This window comes from Mesorhizobium waitakense (assembly GCF_056431085.1).
The window spans coordinates 1-15,794 of sequence record NZ_JBWKME010000067.1; the positions used below are offsets into that span (position 1 = coordinate 1).

The 15,794-nt window shown below is 59.2% G+C and carries 15 protein-coding genes; 9 read left to right on the forward strand and 6 right to left on the reverse strand.

From position 1 onward, the window contains the following. Positions 1–217 precede the first annotated feature (217 nt). Together AC07FD_RS15835 and AC07FD_RS15840 are read right to left on the reverse strand one after the other, a co-directional pair. On the reverse strand, positions 218–1,675 hold the full coding sequence (locus tag AC07FD_RS15835; RefSeq protein WP_478350592.1) for a phospholipase D-like domain-containing protein: 1,458 nt from the start codon (positions 1,673–1,675) through the stop codon (positions 218–220). Positions 1,676–1,708: 33 nt separating this feature from the next. Next, a complete protein-coding gene (locus tag AC07FD_RS15840; protein WP_478350593.1) occupies positions 1,709–1,930 on the reverse strand; it encodes a hypothetical protein in 222 nt (73 codons plus the stop codon). 405 nt (positions 1,931–2,335) lie between these two features. Between AC07FD_RS15840 and AC07FD_RS15845 the strand changes: the two genes are divergently transcribed. Beyond that, a complete protein-coding gene (locus tag AC07FD_RS15845) occupies positions 2,336–2,599 on the forward strand; it encodes a YMGG-like glycine zipper-containing protein (protein WP_095091059.1) in 264 nt (87 codons plus the stop codon). A 107-nt stretch (positions 2,600–2,706) separates the two neighbouring features. On the opposite strand, the gene AC07FD_RS15850 is transcribed toward AC07FD_RS15845, so the two are convergent. Then, positions 2,707–2,877 (reverse strand): hypothetical protein, encoded by a 171-nt coding sequence (locus AC07FD_RS15850; protein ID WP_477282740.1) that lies wholly within the window; start codon positions 2,875–2,877, stop codon positions 2,707–2,709. Positions 2,878–3,063: 186 nt separating this feature from the next. On the opposite strand from AC07FD_RS15850, the gene AC07FD_RS15855 reads away from it, so the two are divergent. Further along, positions 3,064–3,267 carry a CsbD family protein gene (locus tag AC07FD_RS15855; RefSeq protein ID WP_095091057.1) on the forward strand — a complete coding sequence of 68 codons (204 nt, stop codon included), beginning with the start codon at positions 3,064–3,066 and terminating at the stop codon, positions 3,265–3,267. Between the two features lie 474 nt (positions 3,268–3,741). Further along, complete coding sequence (locus tag AC07FD_RS15860) at positions 3,742–4,758, forward strand: YihY/virulence factor BrkB family protein (protein WP_478350600.1); 1,017 nt, start codon at positions 3,742–3,744, stop codon at positions 4,756–4,758. Positions 4,759–4,831: 73 nt separating this feature from the next. Here AC07FD_RS15860 and AC07FD_RS15865 read toward each other — a convergent pair whose 3' ends face one another. Together AC07FD_RS15865 and AC07FD_RS15870 are read right to left on the reverse strand one after the other, a co-directional pair. Next, a complete protein-coding gene (locus AC07FD_RS15865; RefSeq protein ID WP_478350594.1) occupies positions 4,832–5,416 on the reverse strand; it encodes an alpha-ketoglutarate-dependent dioxygenase AlkB in 585 nt (194 codons plus the stop codon). Between the two features lie 364 nt (positions 5,417–5,780). Further along, complete coding sequence (locus AC07FD_RS15870; protein WP_478350595.1) at positions 5,781–7,826, reverse strand: sensor histidine kinase; 2,046 nt, start codon at positions 7,824–7,826, stop codon at positions 5,781–5,783. Positions 7,827–8,176: 350 nt separating this feature from the next. Between AC07FD_RS15870 and tauA the strand changes: the two genes are divergently transcribed. The 6 genes from tauA (at position 8,177) to AC07FD_RS15900 (ending at position 13,969) form a co-directional block, all read left to right on the forward strand. Continuing rightward, positions 8,177–9,184, forward strand: coding sequence for a taurine ABC transporter substrate-binding protein (gene tauA / locus AC07FD_RS15875; RefSeq protein WP_478350596.1), 1,008 nt, complete (start codon positions 8,177–8,179; stop codon positions 9,182–9,184). 67 nt (positions 9,185–9,251) lie between these two features. Beyond that, positions 9,252–10,046 (forward strand): taurine ABC transporter ATP-binding protein, encoded by a 795-nt coding sequence (locus tag AC07FD_RS15880; protein WP_478350597.1) that lies wholly within the window; start codon positions 9,252–9,254, stop codon positions 10,044–10,046. Further along, on the forward strand, positions 10,043–10,891 hold the full coding sequence (locus AC07FD_RS15885) for an ABC transporter permease subunit (protein ID WP_457153791.1): 849 nt from the start codon (positions 10,043–10,045) through the stop codon (positions 10,889–10,891). The genes AC07FD_RS15880 and AC07FD_RS15885 overlap by 4 nt, the downstream gene beginning before the upstream one ends. Positions 10,892–10,935: 44 nt before the next feature. Continuing rightward, positions 10,936–12,087 (forward strand): FMNH2-dependent alkanesulfonate monooxygenase, encoded by a 1,152-nt coding sequence (gene ssuD, locus AC07FD_RS15890; protein WP_478350598.1) that lies wholly within the window; start codon positions 10,936–10,938, stop codon positions 12,085–12,087. A 331-nt stretch (positions 12,088–12,418) separates the two neighbouring features. Then, positions 12,419–13,441: an aminopeptidase gene (locus AC07FD_RS15895; RefSeq protein WP_478350601.1), complete on the forward strand. Its 1,023-nt coding sequence runs from the start codon at positions 12,419–12,421 to the stop codon at positions 13,439–13,441. 234 nt (positions 13,442–13,675) lie between these two features. Continuing rightward, positions 13,676–13,969: an HdeA/HdeB family chaperone gene (locus tag AC07FD_RS15900; RefSeq protein ID WP_478350599.1), complete on the forward strand. Its 294-nt coding sequence runs from the start codon at positions 13,676–13,678 to the stop codon at positions 13,967–13,969. Positions 13,970–15,617: 1,648 nt separating this feature from the next. On the opposite strand, the gene AC07FD_RS15905 is transcribed toward AC07FD_RS15900, so the two are convergent. Beyond that, a complete protein-coding gene (locus tag AC07FD_RS15905) occupies positions 15,618–15,758 on the reverse strand; it encodes an ATP-binding protein (RefSeq protein WP_478350602.1) in 141 nt (46 codons plus the stop codon). Between the last annotated feature and the right edge of the window lie 36 nt (positions 15,759–15,794).

The following is a 15,794-nucleotide window of genomic DNA, read 5'->3' on the forward strand; positions in this document are numbered from 1 at the left end:
TGAATCACGATCAAGCCCGAAGTGGAATCCTGAATATCAACAACCCCTAGTTCGATCGTTGTGTACTCCGTGTAGGCAACCCGGCTGCTGCCCTCGGCACGAAGACGCGTTAACGCAGGGATCTACGCGCTTAGGCTCGACCTTACGCTGCACATGCCTCGAGCACCGTGGGCAGAGTGACCGCTAGCAGGGTGACACTCGATGGTCGCTTTGCTGCCTAAAGTTGGGACTCGATCGGGAGATGGCGGACCAGGATCGCCAGGATGCGACGGAGAATCCCCGCTTCAGGTTCGTGAGAATAATTTTGGGACCTGCCTTCGTCGCATCCATGCCAGTGGAGCGCGTTGTTTTTCAGTTCGAGCCGATAACTCGCTTCCGATGATATCTCTGCCTGGAACCTGCGCCGCAGTTCAGCAACCAATTCCTCATCCTCAAAAAGCACCCCCATTTCCGAGTTCAACGACACCGACCGCGGATCAAAATTGAAGGAGCCGACGAAACCGGTCTTGTCATCGACGCTGAAAGCCTTCGTGTGCAGGCTGGCGCCCTTGGACCCAAATACCGAGATCGCCTGCCGCCGGCTGAAGGGCTGAAGCTCAAAAATCTTGACGCCGTTCCTGAGCAATCGCTTGCGATAATTTGCATAGGCGCCGTGGACCGCTGCGACATCAGTGGCTGCCAGTGAATTGGTCAGAACTGCAACTTCAACGCCGTTGCTGACGAGGTCCGACAAGATTGCGGAACCCCTTTTGCCAGGAATGAAATAGGGAGACACAATTTCCAGACAATTGCGCGCTGACTGAATGATCGGAAGCAATTCCTTCAACAGCCAACTGCGACGTCTCCAGCCGCGCACTTTCTCTGGAGGGTCGGAAATCACTCGAACACGTTCCACCCAGTGCACATCGTTGCCGGCCGCAATGAACTCAGCGACGGTCCCATGGTCGCCGATCCCGTTCAAAAGTTTTGACTCGGTTTCAGCATCGCTTCCTCCAAACAATTCGGCCTGCGTGGTCGCAGCGGCTGGACCGAGCGCGCCAATTGGTTTTGCGTCCTGGCACGTCCAGAAAGCCTTGAAAATTTCGGCGGTCTGCTGCACGGCGGGGCCGAGGAGGAGAACGTCGAGGTCGCGGAAATTTGTTTCTGCTGCATCAAAGTAGGCATCGCCGACATTGCGCCCCCCGACAATGGCGATGTCGTCGTCGGCTATCCACGCCTTGTTGTGCATCCTGCGCGTCAATGCAAAAAGCCGCAGGAGAACTTCCATGCTGCGTACAATGCCGCGTGCTCTGACGCCGCTCGGATTGAACAGCTTCAGCTCAATGTTTGGATGGCTGCTCAACGCCAGATATGCAGAATCACTTTTGCGCGGGTTGACGTCATCGAGCAGCATTCGCACGCGCACGCCCCGCTGAGCGGCCCGGAAAACTTCCTGCAGAAGCAAGCGGCCGGTGTGGTCGTCATGCCAGAGGTAGTACATGAGATCGAGAGTGCGAACCGCGCTTCTTGCCGCCAACACACGCGCGGCGAAGGCATCATAGTTGTCTGAGATGAGCAGCAAGCCGCTCTTGCCGGTTTTGATATTGTCGTCCCGTGTTCGGGCGATGCAGACATCCATAAATTGGCGACCTTTTGACGGCGGTCGATCGGAAATAGCCAGCGCTTCAGAGTTCAAACTGATCCACTACCGCGTTGCCAACCCATTGGCTCATTTCGGCTCGCTATTGATTGCAGCAACGAGAGCCTGGACCTGCTGGCCATGTTGTGTGGCAATCTTCAACAGGGTCACGGCCGTTTCGTGGGGTGTCCATCCCTGCGCCTGTGAGGCAGTTACCAAAGCAGCAAATGCGGTCTCCAGTGCGACTTCACAATTGATCTCCCGATCCGGGCTACCCTCTGGCAATATTGGCGGTTCAACAGTCTGGGTCATGTCGGCTTTGCGCTACCTCCTGAGGCCAAAAAAGCTCAGAACGGCAAGGACGACGAGCCCGACGAGATAGATAATGCTGTGCACGGTTCGATCTCCTCAAAATGATTTGGCAGACCAAGCTCTCTTGCCCGGTCTTTGAGGATTTGGTGGCAACCCTCGCACCGAGTGAACACTTGGAACTGTCTAATGTTCCAATGCCCATGCCGCCTTTTCCAGATGCGAAGGTTTTCCTCGCCGGACAGATGCGCCGAGCAGCCCGTGCTTGAGCCAGTACGTGGTCTTCCGTTTCTGCCCTCGCTGAAGATGGCTCGCGCAATCAAAAGCTAATTTAGCAAATCGATGGATCGAAAAAACAAATCGCGCATTTATCACCGGGCTCAAGGTCGGGCCGCTGGAGGACAACTCATGAAAAAGACATTGCTCATATTGAGCCTTATCATTCCGCTCGCAGCATGCTCGCGCACCGAGCAGGGCGCTGCAGTCGGTGGTCTGGGCGGAGCGGCAATTGGTGCCGCCGTAGCCGGTGATCCCGTGAAAGGCGCGATCGTTGGCGGTGCCGCTGGAGCCATTGCGGGCGCGGTGATCGGGCATGCCAGTGAAGCCGGTCAGTGCCGCTACAGAGATCGCAATGGGCGTGTCTACATAGCACGGTGTCCCGACGGGTATTGATGCTATCGAGCCGTGTGATCCCGTCAGCGGGATCACACGGCCCAACGCTCGGCTGTTTGTCTTGGCGTGCCGCAGTCTCCACATGATCCCAGTCAGAAGGTTGCGGTCTAAGGCTTCCTGTTTTTCAGCATCCGCGCTTCCCGCAAGAGCGATGCCCAATTGAGCCCGAGGAAGTCGATAAGCTCGCGGGCCTGTGCTTCGGTGATGCCGGTCTCGCTGGCCAGACGACGAGCCATGCCGTCCGTCGCAGCCGGTGGCCGTCCTTGCTCGTCAACCATCTGTCGGATGTCCCTTCCTGTGACCCAACGGCCCGCGAAGTGGATGGTTCCTGCCGCCTTGCCCAGCCCAACAGGCTCCTGGCCATCTACACAGCGTTTTGAGAAAGTCCGAACAGCGAGGACATCGTGGAACCTCCCTCTTCGGACGACGTTTGGCCTTGTGTGAAACGAAGGAGACCCTGTGTCATGGACTGGAACCGCGTCGAAGGAAACTGGAAGCAGGTTAAGGGTAAGATCAAGGAACAATGGGGCAAACTCACTGACGATGATCTTGATCGAATCGCCGGTAAACGCGATCAGCTCGAAGGCAAGATCCAGGAGCGTTACGGCATCGAGAAGGATCGAGCCCGTCGCGATATCGATGACTGGTATGGCCGGCAGGGGTGGTAGGTTCGAATTCTCCGACCCGCGGAAGCGCGACTGATCATAACGCCCGTCGCTCTATTCACGGCAGCGACGGGCCGTCCTTAGGGGATAGCTTGTCGGCTAATTGAGCGCGCAGAAAGGGACGTAGCTGCGCCGATCTGAAAGCAAAGGGGAACCGACCTGCAAGTCTGTTGTTGTCCTTCACACACCGGAGATAGCACCATGGCAAAGGACCAGATCAAATCCCAGGCGAAGGATCTTTTGCGCGTGCACAACGGCGACAAAAAGAAGGCCGCCGAAAGGGCAAAGAATTTCAAGGCCGAGGGATAGCGGTGCAGGCGGCGCTGGACGGCAAAGCAAAGCCAGATCAGGCGAGAGGTACTTTGCCGCGCTGGCGGCGCCCAACGACATCTGTTGAACGCGGGATTGATTAAGGCGCGCACAGTGGCTTCGAAGGCGGAAGGGAAACAGCAGCCGACCGGAACGAAGCCCTCACACATCGATGGGGAAGCGGCCAGTCGTGCTGCATCAACCACAGAAGGCAGCAAAGCCACCCTGCGGTCGGAGCCTAGAGGCCGTGGACGCGATGCTGGCTGGCCATCACAGATTCCGGCGCTGGGCTGGAAGGATATCTTCTGGCGGCTGTGGGAAGAATTCAACAAGGACCGGGTCCTGCTGGTCGCGGCAGGCGCGACCTTCTATCTATTGCTCGCCCTGTTTCCGGCGCTGGCGGCCTTCATTTCGATCTATGGTTTCGTCGCGGATCCTGTCACGGTCGCCGATCATGTCGCCTATCTGGGCGGTTTGCTGCCGTCGGGCGGGCTCGATCTTATTCGCGACCAATTGCAGGCCCTGGCCAAGCAGAAACCGGGTGCTCTCGGAACCGGCTTCTTCATCGGCCTTGGCATCGCGCTATGGAGCGCCAACAGCGGCATGAAGGCGCTCTTCGACGCCATGAACATTGCTTATGAAGAGCGCGAGAAACGCAGCTTCATCACCCTCAACCTGATGTCGATCCTGTTTACGGTCGGAGCCTTGCTGATTGGCATCGTGCTGTTGCTAACAGTGGGCGTCGTTCCGGCATTGTTGCGCTATTTCTACCTTGATGCCTGGACCGAAACGCTTGTTGCGGCGTCCCGATGGCCGATCCTGGTTTGCACCACGCTGACCGGCATTTCCCTGCTCTATCGCTTCGGGCCTAGTCGGGAGTATGCCAAGTGGCGATGGCTGAGTTGGGGAGCCTTGATCGCGACCACTGTCTGGATCGGGGCATCGTGGCTCTTCTCGTTCTATCTGCAGCATTTCGCCAACTACAACGCCACGTACGGATCGCTTGGCGCGGTGGTCGGCTTGATGATGTGGACTTGGATTTCAGTCATCATCCTTATTGCCGGCGCCGCCATCAACGCGGAGATGGAACATCAGACGGCTGTCGACTCGACCACGGGCCCTGCCCTGCCCATGGGCAAGCGCGGTGCGGTCGTCGCCGACACATTGGGCAAGACTGCGGATTGATATTTCGGCTCGCCGGATCCCCTCTGCAGTGCTTGCCGGTCCGAACGCGCCGCCCACGCAATTTGATTTTGGCCTACAGCCGCAATGTTCGCAGCGTGACTGAATAGCGATGCTTGGCCAAAGGCGGAATGCTGTGTTCCCATTCGCTGCGCGCCGGGCCTGACATGAGATAGGCTGACCGCGGTTCAACCGTGATGGTCTGACGATCCCATCTGTCGCCGTTCTTGCGACGCAGCCTGAAATCACACGGTGCCAGAAGCGACACGCCGGCAATCAACTCATAGTGCGGTTTGTCGCGATGCCACCCAATGCCGGCGCCTGGACGATATTCGTTGATCAGCACCTGAGCCAAGTTCTGTTCAGGGACGCACGCAAACGCAGCGACCTTCTGCCGAAGCGGCAGAAGAAATTCCGGTATGGGCGGCGCCTCGACCACCTGGCGCCGCTGATAGTCATATCGCGCTCCGAAGCTGACCACATTGCGATTGGCGAGGTGGCCGTGGAAATCGAACGGTTCGAACGCCAAATCCTGGAGCGCTGAAACGAGAAATGCCTCATCGTCAGGCGAGATCAGCTCCGGCCGGTAACGGAAGCCGTTCGGCAATGCGTTGGCCGAACCGAACAGGTCATTCTGAAAATGGGAGGCTTTCGAGCTCATGCTGCACAGATGGTTTTGAAACGAATGTTGGACAAGGATCCTCAGACCATGCCCTGCACTTGACGTTTCCAACAATTTTTCAAGCGACGCGGTGCAACTGAGCGGGCACCGGGGCGATCAATGTTTGATTGGCCATGCAGGAAATCCCTGAGGTGAACACCTGCGCTGCTTGCTCAATGTCCCGAAAGGATTTGTGTTCCGTCGTCCGTTTGGATCCTGCTTGTGCCGCCCTGCGTAAGGGTAGATCAATCACGGAGATCGCAGGGTTATGGCGCGATGGGACCGAGAAGGAAGCGAATGACTTCCAAGGGTCCGCCATGCGTCATTGGCGCACCCGAAAATAGTTCGGACTGAACAGCGAGGTCTAAGTTTCGCTGCCTGGAAAATGTGCTTCAGCCTCATTCGGCTCAAACAGGTTCACCTGGAAAAGACAGACCAGTCCCGACCTTTCGAAAGTCAGCACCACACGTCCCGCGGAATCGGAGTCGAATATGCGCTCCAGGAGCTGGGTGCCAAACCCCTTGCGCTCGACAGGGCCGACGGTCGGGCCGCCAGTCTCTCGCCATTCGAGTTCAAGTTGGCGTTGCTGTTTTTGACCAACAAGCTTCCAGCATAGTGAAACCCTGCCGTTTGCATTCGACAGCGCCCCATATTTGATCGCATTTGTCGTAAGTTCATGAAGTGCTAGAGCACATGAAAGGGCGACGTTGGGCGGAAGCCAAACCTTCCCTCCGCTGATTTGAAATCGTTCGATCGGAACATGTGGCTTGATCGAGGCTGTGACCAGATCATGGAGATCGGCGCCGCTCCAGTTCTTCTGCGTCAGGATATCGTGCGCCTTCGCCAGCGAGATGAGCCGGTCGGACAGGACCCGTCCTGCCTCGGGCAAAGTGGTTGCGTTGCGGATCGTCTGGCTTGCGATTGCCTGGACCACCGAAAGCGTGTTCTTGACGCGGTGGTTGAGTTCGTTGACCAGCAATTTGCGATGCTCTTCGCCGCGTCTGCGGTCGGTTATATCAAGGCTGATCTGCACGGCACCAATTATGCTGCCGCCCGGGCTGCGGATCGGACGCGCGCTCGAGAGCAGAAAGCGCTCCACGCCCGACGGAAGCGTATAGGCGAATTCTTCGTTGTCAGTCAGTTCTCCGCGCATGGCCCGACTTAGAGGTCGGTCCTCCCGGCTCACCGTATGCCCGTCCTTGATCGCCACGGTGTTGATCACGAGGTCGGGCGCGCCAAACGATTTGCGGGCGTCGGTCGGCAAACCCATGAGTTCCGCCGCGAAGCGATTGCGAATGACCTGGAGGGCTTGGGGGTCATAGGTGAACCAGACCGCTGCCGGCACCGTCTCCAGTACTGTCTCCAATTCATACCGGCGCTCGGCGATGGCGCGCTCTGCGTCTACCAGCGCCTGCGCAATGGCACCGAATTCGGCAACCGTGGTGGACATGGGCTCAACTGCGCGGCCCTGACCAAGCGCCTCAGCCCGGGCAGCTAGGTCGGTGGTTGCTCCAGTGAAGCGCTTTCCCACGACGTAGCCGAGAGCGATCGACACAAGAAGCGCCAGCAGGCCGATTCCGCAAATTGCCGCGAGCGAGCGCCATAGCGGCGCCTGCACCTCCGAAAGCGGTACGTTGGCGGTATAGAACCAATCGGAATAGGAGGATCGGTAGTAGCCCGCCAGCAGTGTGGTGCCCTCGAAGTTGCGGGATGTGAAGCTGCCGGAGCGGCCAACGATTTTTTCCAGATATTCCGGCAATCCAGGCTTGCCGCTCATCTCCTGATGCGACCTGGAACGTGCCACGTAACTTCCGTGGCGATCTCCAACACCAACCGTCCACCCCTCAGGCACAGCAGGCATCATGACATCGCGGACGCGCGCGGTCGGGATGGAAATCGAAAGGATCAGATCTTCGCCCGTCGGCGCCGGCACCCGTATGGCAACCGCTATGCGGTGGTTTTTGGAATCCTTGCTGGCAAAGACGTCGCTGACGAAAATGCCGGACGCTCTGAGTTTCTCCAGATCCCCTGCCGGCATCGGTTCGACCGGCGGCAGAACTTCACCGTGCCCGATCCCTGTATTCAACAACTGATTGCGACCTAAATCGCGCAGGACAATGATCCGGTCCGTCCCCTCGACCAGGCTGAGCGCCTCGCCGCGAAAGGTTTCCAGATCGCCATTGGCCAGAGCAGGCGATTTCGACAGAGCGTTGAGAGTCGTTTGAAGATTGGCCAGTTCGCCCTCGACAACGAGCGAAACCTGCCGCGCGGTTTGGCGGGCGTCCTGTTCGAAGCGGGACCGCTCATGCACAGCATATTGGACCAGCAGATAGGCCGCGAAGAGCCAGACCGGTATCACCGCGGCCGCGATCAGACCAAGCAGGTGCGATCGAGCTGATCGACGAGGCAAAATGCTGTTTCCCCTGCCGCCTCAGAAACTTGCCCAACCATAATCGCAAGCCGGTGAACAGCAAGCGTTAGTTCAAGCTAGGGCGGCCGCGGCAGTCGAGAGAAATTCGACCCGCCGACAGCGAGCTGATCCCCACAAATACAAATAGTGCGTCGGACCGGCCCCTCGGGTTTGCGTGAGAATTATCCTTTGGGGCCGGTTCGCATCGAAGCCGAATTTTTTATCGAGGATCGGCCTTTCAGAATTTAATTCCTGTCTAAGTCTATAATATTAGTAGACTTTAATCCTCGGCCCCTCGCTCAGGGCTGGCAATCGAAGCTGTGCCCTCTGTTCCAAAGGATTAAGATACCATGCGAAAACTGATTTCCGCTGCCCTTGTCGGGCTTGCCCTGGCGGCCGGCTCCGCTGGAGCGCTTGCCGCCGACAAGAAAGTCGTCATCGCCTACCAGACGGGTGCCAATCCGTACAATCTCGGCATTGCCAATGGCGATCTTGCCAAGAAGACGGGCTGGGACATCGAATTCCGCCGCTTCAATTCAGGCGCCGACATCTTCGCCGCCATTGCATCCGGAGACGTCCAGATCGGTGATGTCGGATCGAGCCCTTTCGCCGCGGCCGTCAGCAGGGGCATCGACGTGAAGGCGTTCTACATCTCCTCGGTCTCTCGTGAGGGCGAAGCCCTGGTGGTGCGGCCCGAGATCAAGTCGCCGGCCGACTTGCGGGGCAAGAAGCTCGCCGCAGCACCCGTCTCGACTGACCATTACCAGCTTCTCGCCGTACTCAAGCAGGAAGGTATCACGGAGAAGGAAACCCAGGTCATCGCCATTCCTCAGCCCGAAATCGTCGCGGCCTGGAAGCGCGGTGACATCGATGGCGCCTTCGTCTGGGATCCGGCACTCTCCGAACTCAAGAAGAACGGTAAGGTCCTGCTCACAGCCGGCCAGGTCGCCGATCGTGGCGCTCCGACCTTCAGCGCACTTGTCGTGACCGGCGATTTCGCCAAGGCCAGTCCCGACTTCCTCGGCCAGTATGTGCGGCTGATCGACGGCTACAACACCGCCTATCTGAGCAATCCGGCCGCCTGGGGACCGGACTCCGAGAGCGCCAAGGCGATCGCCAAATTGCAAGGCGGTACGGCGGCCGAGAATTCGGAGCAGTTGAAGACGACGGTGGTTCCGCCGCTCGACGAACAGGCTTCCGACAAATGGCTGGGCGGTGGCGACAAGAGTGCTGTCGCGAAAATCCTCAAGGACACTGCGGGCTTCCTGAAGGACCAGAAGAAGATCACCGCCATCAAGGACAGCTACGCCTCAGCCGCCGATCCGCAATATGCGCAGGCCGCCAAGGCTTCCAACTAAAAATCCTTGAACGACATTCGGCTCTGGCTGGCGGCAATCTCGCCAGCCAGACTGCCTGGAGGCCACCATGCTTCGAATTCGCGACGCCAGCGTCACCTTTCCAGCTTCCGACGGCCAGGACGTTCACGCGCTCGATCACGTCTCGCTCGACATTGCACCTGATTCCATTGTCGTCGCCGTCGGTGCTTCCGGATGCGGCAAGTCGACATTGCTCAACGCGATCGCCGGCTTCCTGCCGCTCACCGAGGGCACGATCACACTGGATGGAAAGGAGATTGTCGCGCCCGGCGGCGATCGTGGTGTCGTCTTCCAGAAGGATACCTTGTTGCCCTGGGCCAATGTGCTGGAAAATGTTGCTCTCGGCCTGAAATACCGGGGCGTGCGGCGCAGCGAACGCCATGAGCGATCAAGGCGTCTGCTGGAACTGGTCGGGCTCGCCGATTTCGCCGAAAAGCCGCCCTATGAACTGTCCGGCGGCATGCGCCAGCGCGTCGGCATCGCGCGAGCCCTGGCCACCGATCCGAAGATCCTGCTGATGGATGAGCCGTTCGGCGCCCTCGACAGCCTGACGCGCGAGACAATGCAGCAGCTTCTGGCCTCGGTCTGGGCCAAGACCGGCAAGCAGATCCTGTTCATCACCCATTCCATCGAGGAAGCCCTCACGCTCGGCACGACCATCGTTGTGATGTCGCCTCGGCCTGGCCGTATCGTTGCCCGGTTCGAGGCCGATTTCGTCCGCGAGTTTGCCAGGAGCGGCGACATCGGGCCGATCCAGTCCAACCCAAGTTTCATTGAACTGCGTCAGGAAATCCGCTCGCTGATCCACCAGCCGGAAGGCGCCCGCACAGGAACCTTGCAATGACGCTTGCCGCCAATTCCCCGACTTCGTTCCCACCTTCGACGACCCAGCGCAGGCCTTCCCTCCGGCCACGCCGATCCGCGTCGACAGGCACGCTCGGCATCAGCCTGGTCACGCTGGCTGCGCTGATCGCGTTGTGGTTCATCGCCGCGCGCTTTGGCTGGGCGTCGCCGCTGTTCCTGCCGTCGCCGGCCGAGGTGCTGACGCAATTCAGCGCCGTCTGGGCCGACGGCTATGCCAACGGCACGCTTCTCGACCACACATTGGCAAGCCTGGGCCGTATCGCGGCGGCGCTCGGCGTCGGCATTTTCCTTGGCATTCCGCTCGGCCTGCTGATGGGCCTCAATCGCTGGGTCAAAGGCATCTTCAGCGTGCCGATCGATCTCTACTGGGGCTTGCCGCCGCTGGCCTACCTGCCGCTGCTGATCATCTGGCTGGGCATCGGCGAGACTTCCAAGATCGTGCTCCTGTCGCTGTCAACCTTTGCACCAATCTGCTTTGCCGCGCAGGCCGGTGTCCGGTCTGTGCCGGCTGAACGCATCAATGCCGCGCTGTCGCTCGGCGCCAGCCGGCTGCAACTGTTCACCAGCATCATCCTGCCGTCCGCTTTGCCGGAAATCATGACCGGCCTGAAGATTGCCATCGGTGCCGGATTGTCGACGCTGGTCGCGGCCGAGTTGATCGCGGCCCAGTCAGGCCTTGGCTACATGATCATGTCGGCCGCCAATTTCCTCGCCACCGACGTCGTCTTCGTCGGCCTCATCGTCATCGCCATCCTTGCCTTTGCCTTCACCAGCGGCATGCGCTGGCTGGAGCACCGTCTCATCCCCTGGAAGGGCAAGCTCTGACGCTTGCCTGCCCACACATTCCACATCGCTGAAGGAACAATCCGATGCCCAGCAAGCCGCTCGACCTCTACTGGTACCTGCCGACGCATGGTGATGGACCGTATCTCGGCACCGACGAGCGGCACCGCCCGGCAACCTTCGGGTATCTCAAGGAGATCGCCCAGGCCGCCGACCGGCTTGGCTTCAAGGGCGTGCTGCTGCCCACCGGGACGCGGTGTGAGGACGCCTGGATCGTGGCGGCGGGGCTGATCCCGCTCACCGAACGGCTGAAGTTCCTCGTCGCGCTTCGGCCGGGCAGCGGAACACCGGCTCTGTTTGCCCGTCATGCCGCCACCCTGGACCGCATCTCCGGCGGCCGCGTCCTGCTCAATGTCGTCACCGGTGCGGATCCAGCCGACCTCGCCGGCGACGGCAACAAGCTCAGCCATGACGAGCGCTATGCGCAAACCGACGAGTTCCTGACCATTTGGCGGCGGATACTTTCGGGTGAGCCAGCGGATTTCGAGGGCAAGTACCTTTCTGCCCACGGCACCGACATTTCCTTCCCGCCGGTTCAGCAACCCCATCCGCCACTCTGGTTCGGAGGCTCTTCCGACGCCGGCATTGCAATCGCCGCCAGGCATGTGGACGCCTATCTGAGCTGGGGCGAACCGGTGGACCAGCTTGCCGAGAAGATCGATCGCGTGAGGAAAGCAACGGCTGCACAAGGCCGCACGATCCGTTTCGGCCTTCGCATTCATCTGATCGTACGCGAAACGGAGGATGAGGCCTGGGCTGCCGCTGACCGGCTGATCAGCCACGTCACCGACGACCTGATCGCCGAAGCCCAGAACGGATTTGTCCACATCTCGGAATCCGTTGGGCAGAAGCGCATGTCAGCACTTCATCAGGGTCGGCGCGACCGGCTGGTTGTCGGTCCGAATCTGTGGGCTGGACCTGGGCTGGTGCGTGGCGGCGCGGGAACGGCGCTGGTCGGCAATCCCGACAATGTTGCAGCGCGCATACGTGAGTATCAGGACATCGGCATCGAAACGATCATCGCGTCCGGCTACCCGCACTTGGAAGAGGCGTTCAACGTCGCCGAACTGCTTTTCCCTAAACTCGGGTTGAGTGGCGAAGCCGCACCTTTGGAGCGTAGCTGGGACGTCGAGTTCGGACGCGGTGTGCCTTCCAAGGTCGCAGCATCCGCATCGTAACGTCCTGTCAGAACAGCCACACTACTGGTAACATCGAAGGACTGAGATAGGACCGGCAGCAGACCGGCAGCTTGGGGGAATGTGGCATCCCAGTGGACAGTCCGCATCTTGCGGACTCCGTTCTGCTGTGGGACATTCGTCAATGGGCGACTGGCCGCATTTGCCAAACCTGCCAAAGTCAAAATTTCGACCCGCCACCCCTTCCAGGCCTTGACGAAAATTGGTGCGCCTGTTTGAGACCGGGGGCAATTGGGACATTTGCTCCATGGGGAGATGGGCAAGCGGTGGGCAAGCTTTGACGCGCGTTTTTCTATTGCTTGCCGCGGTGATCATGGCGTCCGGGGTGACCGGCTGCACAAGCATTTCCTACTACGCGCAGTCGTTGGAAGGTCATGTGCAGATCATGGCGGCGCGCGAAAATGTTGGAAAACTGATCCATGATCCTTCCACGCCCGAGGCATTGCGCGCCAAGTTGACGTCGGCGAGCGCCATTCGTCGGTTTGCCACAGATGAACTGGCACTGCCCGAAAACAGCAGCTACCGCAGCTATGTTGACATCGGTCGGGACGCTGTGACCTGGGCCGTTTTTGCGGCGCCACAATTCTCCCTGACGCCACGAACCTGGTGCTTTCCGGTTTTCGGCTGCGTTCCGTACCGGGGTTACTTTGCTCGGAAATCCGCGACTGACAGCGCTGTCGAACTTCATCGACAGGGGCTGGACGTCTATGTCACAGGCGTCACCGCCTATTCCACACTGGGCTGGTCCAGTGACCCGCTGCTAAGCACCATGCTTCGTCAGGACGACACGTATCTCGCAAGCCTTGTCTTTCATGAGCTGGCGCATCAGCGCATTTATGTGAATGACGACTCCGCGTTCAATGAGGCTTTCGCGGTTGCCGTCGAAACCACCGGCGTAAGGAAATGGCTGCGTGCCGCTGGCGATCACGCCGGATTGCGCCGCTACGAAGCCGATCGCAAGCGCCGTGCCGATTTTCTTGGACTGGTGTCGAAAACACGGGACGAGTTAGGGCAGGTCTATGCAAGTCCCCGTACCCAGGAGCAGATGGCGGCTGCCAAAGCAGCCACGATCGACAAGCTGCGGACGCGTTACCGGCAAATGCGCGACAAGCGCTGGGCCGGATACCGGGGGTACGACGCGTGGTTCGATGCCCCGATCAACAACGCAAAGCTCGCCGCGACCGCTGTCTATGGCGAACAGGTTCCGGCGTTTCTTCGCTTGTTCGATCTGTGTTCCGGCGACTATCCAAGGTTCTACGCTTCTGTTCGGCGGATCGCGGATTTGCACAAACCTTCCCGTGCCGAAGCGCTTGAGGCTGCGGCCAAGTGTGATTGACTTGATCGCCCATCAAGGGACATCCACGATGCCCGCACAATCCGCGATGCAGAGCAAGCCGATCCAGGCATTGTTCGCCGCACTACTAGATAAGGCAGATACGGTGAAGCGTTCTGGCGACATCCCAGGCACGGCGCCCGTGGAACAAGGGTCCAAACTTTTAGAGTAAGGGCGAGACACTAGGCAGCCGAAGGCGCCCCAGCTGAGGCGGGGATTTTTGGGAGGACACATACCATGAAGCGCAATTTTCCGATTGCACTCGCAACTGCAAGCATCGTTTTGGCCGGCCAAGCAATGGCCAAGGGAGTGGATATGTCGAAGCTCACCTGCAAGGAGGTCGGGGGCATGTCGACCGGCAAGGCTATTGGCATCGCCATGTGGATGAACGGCTATGTCCACGGCAAAGCTGGCAACACAACGGTGGACGGCGACAAGGCGGAGGCCAATGCAGCGAAAATCGCGGCCTATTGCAAAAAGAACCCCGCTGCCACGCTGATCAGCGCGATGGAAGCGATCAGGAAGATGTAGCAGAAGATTAAACAAGGCATAACTGAGTGGCCTCCCGGGTCGCTCAGTTACGAGCAGCTTCAGGACGTCGAGCATCTGGGAATGGTTGCAAGGCGAATGGTGGCAATGTGCCGTCACCGCCATCTCGCGTCGACCAGGATTTGAAACGTTCAGCCCTTTGCCATCCGGCCGATATAGCGCGGCGCCAAGAGCCTCGCCAGCGCGCGTTGCCGCCGGCCGCTGGTCCTACAGTGCCGATACGTCTCGCGCGTCCTATACAAAATCCATTGAGCGTCGGCGCGCCGCCTCTCAGTAAGAAATCGCTGGCGCGGGATCCGCCTCAGCCCGCCTGGCTGTGTGAGGGGAAGTAGCGGTCTGGGTTCTTATCTGGGTTCTTAATTGGGTGATGGACTTTTTGCGCTGGGCCTGAACTTGCCAAATGACACTATATGCGCGAAACTTGTTATCTGCGGAACTTGGTTTTCGAAGAGCGGCTCATAGGGCGGATGTGGGAATGGCGTGGTTTGTCCGCACCACCACCGTCACAACCGGGCGATCAAGGATAACGGCGAGCAAGTGGGGTTCCAATCAATGGCATATGTCGCGTCTTGGCGGAATCCTCGCGTAAGAGCAGCTTTTGCTGCCATTGCGTTATCGCAGTTTGCGGCCATCGCGCATTCCAGCGAGGGATCATTTGATGACTTTCCCTTCTTGGTGCATTGCGAGGTTAGCGGTCTGCATCGTGCTTTCTATTTGTCCACAATTAGCCAAGACGGGGTTGCCGTCTATATTTCGCCAGACAGGCAGGCCGGCACCATAACTGTAAGAGGCAAGGCTGATCCGGTGGGCGGAGACAGGTCGGGAAGTTGCGCAGGAAAAACAATTGAGCAACTACGATCGACGGGTCAAGCATATGACTTGCAACACTGATTTTTGAGGAATGCTGTCTTATTCGTTGACCTTATCTCAGCTAGGACACCGGCTACGGCCGGCTGAATGCCCGGTCCTCGTATTCGTGCCTCTTAATGCGCAAATGTAGAAATTGGGCGAAAAGGGTGTATCAGCCGGCTCCGACCAGGAGTTCGCCATGACAACGATCCGTTCATTGGCAGTTCTTTCGGCTTTGATCCTGACTGCGCCTTTCTACCTGGCAGATCACGCAATCGCCGGTGTTGGCGGCAGCGACCACTGTGATGGCAACAACTGGAACAAGCGGTATAACGGAGGGAGCGGGCGCGGCCGCGGGAAGTGCAATCGGCACGATCGGCTCGTCGGTCTCCACGCTGCCAAGAGGTTGCGCCGCCGTCACATATATTCGTGTGGCTTATCGGAAATGCGGAAACTACTGGATGCAGCCGCGCTACCGGGGCTCGACAGTTGCATATGTTCGGGTGAAGCGCCCGTATTGAGGAATCGGCGCAATTCCACCTTCAAATGCGAACTTTTCGCCGCCTGTTGGTTCGGTCACACATTTCCGCCAGATCCCGACTGTCAAACGGCTTCCAAAACTGCCCCCCGATTGGAGTGCGCCCTTTGGGGCGGACACCTTTCAGGCGGCGTTTTGACCCCCTTTATGTAGTGCGGAGCGGTCAGCGTTCGCCCGGGCGGAGCTGGTCAGGGTTGCGCAGCCCGGGCGAGCGCGGATTGCGTTTGGCAGCTGATTGGGTGATCAGGCGCGGTTCTTGAAGCGCCAGGACTCGTTGCCGGTCTCGATGATCTCGCAATGATGGGTGAGACGGTCGAGGAGCGCTGTCGTCATCTTGGCGTCACCCAACATTACAGGGTGCCGCCATTCTCGACGGGGTGGTATCTCATTTAACCGTCACGGATCCGCGCCACGGCCTTG

Bases quoted from the DNA above. Each gene is read 5' to 3' on its own strand.
- AC07FD_RS15865 (WP_478350594.1), bottom strand. From the start codon at position 5,416: ATGAGCTCGAAAGCCTCCCATTTTCAGAATGACCTGTTCGGTTCGGCC.
- AC07FD_RS15845 (WP_095091059.1), top strand. From the start codon at position 2,336: ATGAAAAAGACATTGCTCATATTGAGCCTTATCATTCCGCTCGCAGCA.
- AC07FD_RS15840 (WP_478350593.1), bottom strand. From the start codon at position 1,930: ATGACCCAGACTGTTGAACCGCCAATATTGCCAGAGGGTAGCCCGGAT.
- AC07FD_RS15895 (WP_478350601.1), top strand. From the start codon at position 12,419: ATGGCGTCCGGGGTGACCGGCTGCACAAGCATTTCCTACTACGCGCAG.
- ssuD (WP_478350598.1), top strand. From the start codon at position 10,936: ATGCCCAGCAAGCCGCTCGACCTCTACTGGTACCTGCCGACGCATGGT.
- tauA (WP_478350596.1), top strand. From the start codon at position 8,177: ATGCGAAAACTGATTTCCGCTGCCCTTGTCGGGCTTGCCCTGGCGGCC.
- AC07FD_RS15885 (WP_457153791.1), top strand. From the start codon at position 10,043: ATGACGCTTGCCGCCAATTCCCCGACTTCGTTCCCACCTTCGACGACC.
- AC07FD_RS15855 (WP_095091057.1), top strand. From the start codon at position 3,064: ATGGACTGGAACCGCGTCGAAGGAAACTGGAAGCAGGTTAAGGGTAAG.
- AC07FD_RS15880 (WP_478350597.1), top strand. From the start codon at position 9,252: ATGCTTCGAATTCGCGACGCCAGCGTCACCTTTCCAGCTTCCGACGGC.
- AC07FD_RS15850 (WP_477282740.1), bottom strand. From the start codon at position 2,877: ATGGTTGACGAGCAAGGACGGCCACCGGCTGCGACGGACGGCATGGCT.
- AC07FD_RS15900 (WP_478350599.1), top strand. From the start codon at position 13,676: ATGAAGCGCAATTTTCCGATTGCACTCGCAACTGCAAGCATCGTTTTG.